This window comes from Peribacillus sp. NPDC060253 (assembly GCF_042727425.1).
Lineage (GTDB): Bacteria > Bacillota > Bacilli > Bacillales > DSM-1321 > Peribacillus.
In genome coordinates this window covers 1-3604 of the sequence record NZ_JBHXAS010000224.1, presented here as the reverse complement: position 1 = coordinate 3604, position 3604 = coordinate 1, and the positions used below count along the sequence as shown (strand labels likewise).

General features: G+C 33.8%; 3 protein-coding genes. All 3 read right to left on the bottom strand.

Features of this window, described 5'->3' with window-relative positions:
- Positions 1–444: 444 nt before the first annotated feature.
- Positions 445–1266 (bottom strand): metal ABC transporter permease, encoded by an 822-nt coding sequence (locus ACFWE9_RS26310; RefSeq protein WP_230160219.1) that lies wholly within the window; start codon positions 1264–1266, stop codon positions 445–447.
- Complete coding sequence (locus ACFWE9_RS26305; protein ID WP_230160217.1) at positions 1212–1919, bottom strand: metal ABC transporter ATP-binding protein; 708 nt, start codon at positions 1917–1919, stop codon at positions 1212–1214. The genes ACFWE9_RS26310 and ACFWE9_RS26305 overlap by 55 nt, the downstream gene beginning before the upstream one ends.
- Positions 1920–1995: 76 nt before the next feature.
- Positions 1996–2955 (bottom strand): metal ABC transporter substrate-binding protein, encoded by a 960-nt coding sequence (locus ACFWE9_RS26300; protein ID WP_230160215.1) that lies wholly within the window; start codon positions 2953–2955, stop codon positions 1996–1998.
- Positions 2956–3604 lie beyond the last annotated feature (649 nt).

Here is a 3604-nt window from a genome sequence, read left to right as displayed (position 1 = left end):
GCTTATAACCCGTTCTAGTTAAAACAGAATTTATTTCATATTGTAAGTTCATCATTATAAACTCCTTTCCTAATGGAATAATCCCCCCAAACATCTGTCTTAAATAATCTATCATTTTATATTCACCTAAAATCGTAATCATTTCGATTTACATTAAAATTAAATCATATTTTCATTAGAAAATCAAAAAAGTATATTTCATTATTTTTTTCATAAACTCTTTAATGAGTGCCTAAAAAATAGTTAATTTCGATGTACACGATACTGCTGACAAATACAATAGATAATGAAATGATTTAAAATATTGGAATGTGAATAAATAAAATTATTCATTTTTCTAGAGAGAAGGTGCGCATTTTATCACTGTAAGATGATTATTGGCACTTCTTCTCTCAGAAAGATTTACGGTTTCCCTAAGTTAACAAAAAAACTTTTTAGTACATATCAATGACCTTTTCTTTTTAAAAAGTAAATCTTTTGAAAAGCAAATCCCAGTAATAAGATGACAACAAGAAGCAACGTAATAGTTGCTCCTGGAGGAGTTCCTAAATAATAGGAAGTACTTAAACCGGTGATGATGCCGAAAAAAGCAGTAATTATCGCGGTAATAATTACCCATTTGAAACCTTTTGCTATCCTTATTGAAAAGGCAGCTGGTAAGACAAGCAGGGCTGATACTAACAGTACACCAATTGTAGGGATAATGACCGCTATTACAAGACCAGTTAAAATACTGAATGAGAGTGACAGAATATGTGTATTAATCCCACTAGCAAATGCAGTATCTTCATCAAATGTTAACAAAAATAGCGGTCTTTTTAATATCCAAAAATACAGGAGAACTATTAAGGTTATAATCAGCATGATATATAATTGCCGATTACTAATAGTTACAATGGAACCAAATAAATATTGTTCCACATTAGTTGTCATGCCACCAGCACTAATACTCATTAAAAAGAGGGCAAGAGATAAACCAGCAGCCATTAATATGGCAATGGAAACCTCAGAATAAGAATGGTAAGCTCTGCGCATATACTCTACTGCAACGGCACCAATGATAACAACAAGAAAGCTTGAAAGCGTTAAATCAGTATGAATGAAATAACCGACAGCTACTCCAGCTAGGGAAATGTGTGAGAGGGTATCAGCCATTAACGCTTGTCTCCTTAATACGAGAAAGACTCCCAATATTGGGGCAATGATGGCAATTAATCCTCCTGCCCAAAATGCCCTTCGCATGAATTCAAGGTCAAACATTTCCATGTATCTCGTTCTCCCTTCTCAAGATGAATGATTTTATCAAGAAAAGGTTTTACATCTTCTTGATCATGGGTTACCATCAAGACCGTACAGTTGTGCTCCTTAACTCGATGGTTCATAAATTCATAAAAATTTTTTCTACTTTCAAAATCCATCCCGGTTGTTGGTTCATCAAGTACAAGAAAGTCTGGTTCAGCTGCTAAAGCACGTGCTATACAGATTTTTTGTTTTTGACCACCAGATAATGCCCCGATTTTATGATTCCTAAATTCCCACATCCCAACCATTTCCAAAGCATTTTGAACAACCTTCTCGTCAAGAGCAGTCAATCTAGCAAACCATTTTCCTTTACGAAATCTCCCGGAACGGACCAACTCTATAACAGTACTTGGAAAACCAACATTAAATGAAGCTATTTGTTGAGGTACATATCCAATTTTTAACGGTAGTCCTTTTTCATTACTTTTACTTATTTTTATCTCTCCGCTCCAAGGCTTTAATAAGCCTAGCAACAATCGCAACAGAGTTGATTTAGAGGCACCGTTAGGTCCTGTAACCCCAATGAATTCACTACTATTTATTTGAAAGGAAATATCGTCTAGTGCTGGAGAATGGCCATACCCAAATTTAATTGCTTTTACTTCTACAAGTTTCAATCATGTCACTCCTTTTCAGTTTTACAAAAAAATAAAAAGAGTGACTATGTCATGTATCACGCTTTTATTTCATTAACTATTTACTTAATGCACCCTTTAGTTTACCTAAATTATCTTGCATTACTTGAATATAATCAGCGCCTTTTTTTTGATTTTCTTCACTTAATCCTTCCAAGGTATTAAGTACTTGAGTTTCCGCCCCTATTTCATCTGCTAGAGTTTTTGCTACTTTTGGGGATGCTACTTCTTCAAAGAAAATAGTTTTTATATTATGGTCTAATGCAAAATTCTTCAATTCTGAAAGCTTAGCAGGACTTGGTTCGTTTTCAGTAGACAAGCCGGCAATTGCTACTTGTTTAAGACCATATTCATTTGCTAAGTATCCAAAAGCTGCATGTTGAGTAATAATTTCTTTACTTGAAACATCTGCAAGTGTAGATCTAAATTCTTTATCTAGGTCCTTTAGTTCTTCTATATAAGCCACACTATTTTTTTCATACTCTTCCTTATGATTTGGATCAACCTTTATTAATGCATCCTTAATATTCTCAACTTCTTTTTGTGCAAGTGCAGGGCTTAACCAAACGTGTGGATCCTTTTCATGACTATGTGCTTGCTCTTCTTCCTCTGCATGTTCATGCTCTTCACCTTCCATTAGAGTGATTCCTTCGCTCGCTTTAACAAAAGTAGACTTTTTAGAATCTAAACTCTCTTCGATATCAGGCACCCATGTCTCCATATACTCACTGTCATAGACGAATAAGTCTGCATTTTGTATATTACCTACATCCTTTGGTGAAGGTTCCCAATCATGAGGCTCTATGGAAGAAGGAATTAATAATTCTACCTCAGCGAGATCGCCAACAACATTTTTTGTAAACTCATACATTGGATAAAAAGTAGTGACTATTTGAATCTTATCAGTATCCTTCTTTATTTGATTTTCCGCCCTCTCATTACCATCCCCTTGTTGACATCCGACAAGCATAAGTGGGATTGCAAATACAGGAGCTACCATTCTGTTAAACTTTTTCATAAAATTACCCTCCGATATATATTCACTCTTTTTTAGCATTTGTAGTATATCGTAATTATTACGATTTGTAAATTGGAATGATTACGATTTGAATACACATTCCCCCAGTACTGGTAATTGAATTCTTTTTCTATCTTTTTAATTCAGATACATGCTACTAACCTTAACAAAGTTGTAGCTAAAAATACAAATACATCCTTTGATAGCCAATACTAAGAATCCTTTTTGAAAAAAATAATTAAAACGGATTCTTTTCTTAACAATCATTATCGCAAAAGGATAACCAATGCCCAGGTTTCAAGGTTTAATAATGACTGGCTGCCTAAGGTATCCTTTCAGGCCTTTTACAGATAAGTTCATTACTATTGAAGTATAAGAGATTCAAAAGCATTCCTTTTGAAAATTTCTCACGAAGCTTATCAGGCAATTGATTGGTTATAGTATGGGTGTTGGTTTGGAATAAAGTTTGTTTAAAAAATTTCCGTAAACGCTGATTTAGCTGCAAACAAAAATACTCGTTTTGATTAGAGTTTGATCAAAACGAGCTTTTTCTATTGGATTTGAGTCAATATTTTGGACACAAAAAAGTTAAATCTTAAGCTGTTTTTGTAATTTGATCTTCAATGGCTTGTGGAGTTTTATATCCTAA

What these genes read in the sequence shown, in the direction of transcription:
- ACFWE9_RS26300 (WP_230160215.1), bottom strand. Translation starts at nt 2,955, where the DNA reads ATGAAAAAGTTTAACAGAATGGTAGCTCCTGTATTTGCAATCCCACTT.
- ACFWE9_RS26310 (WP_230160219.1), bottom strand. Translation starts at nt 1,266, where the DNA reads ATGGAAATGTTTGACCTTGAATTCATGCGAAGGGCATTTTGGGCAGGA.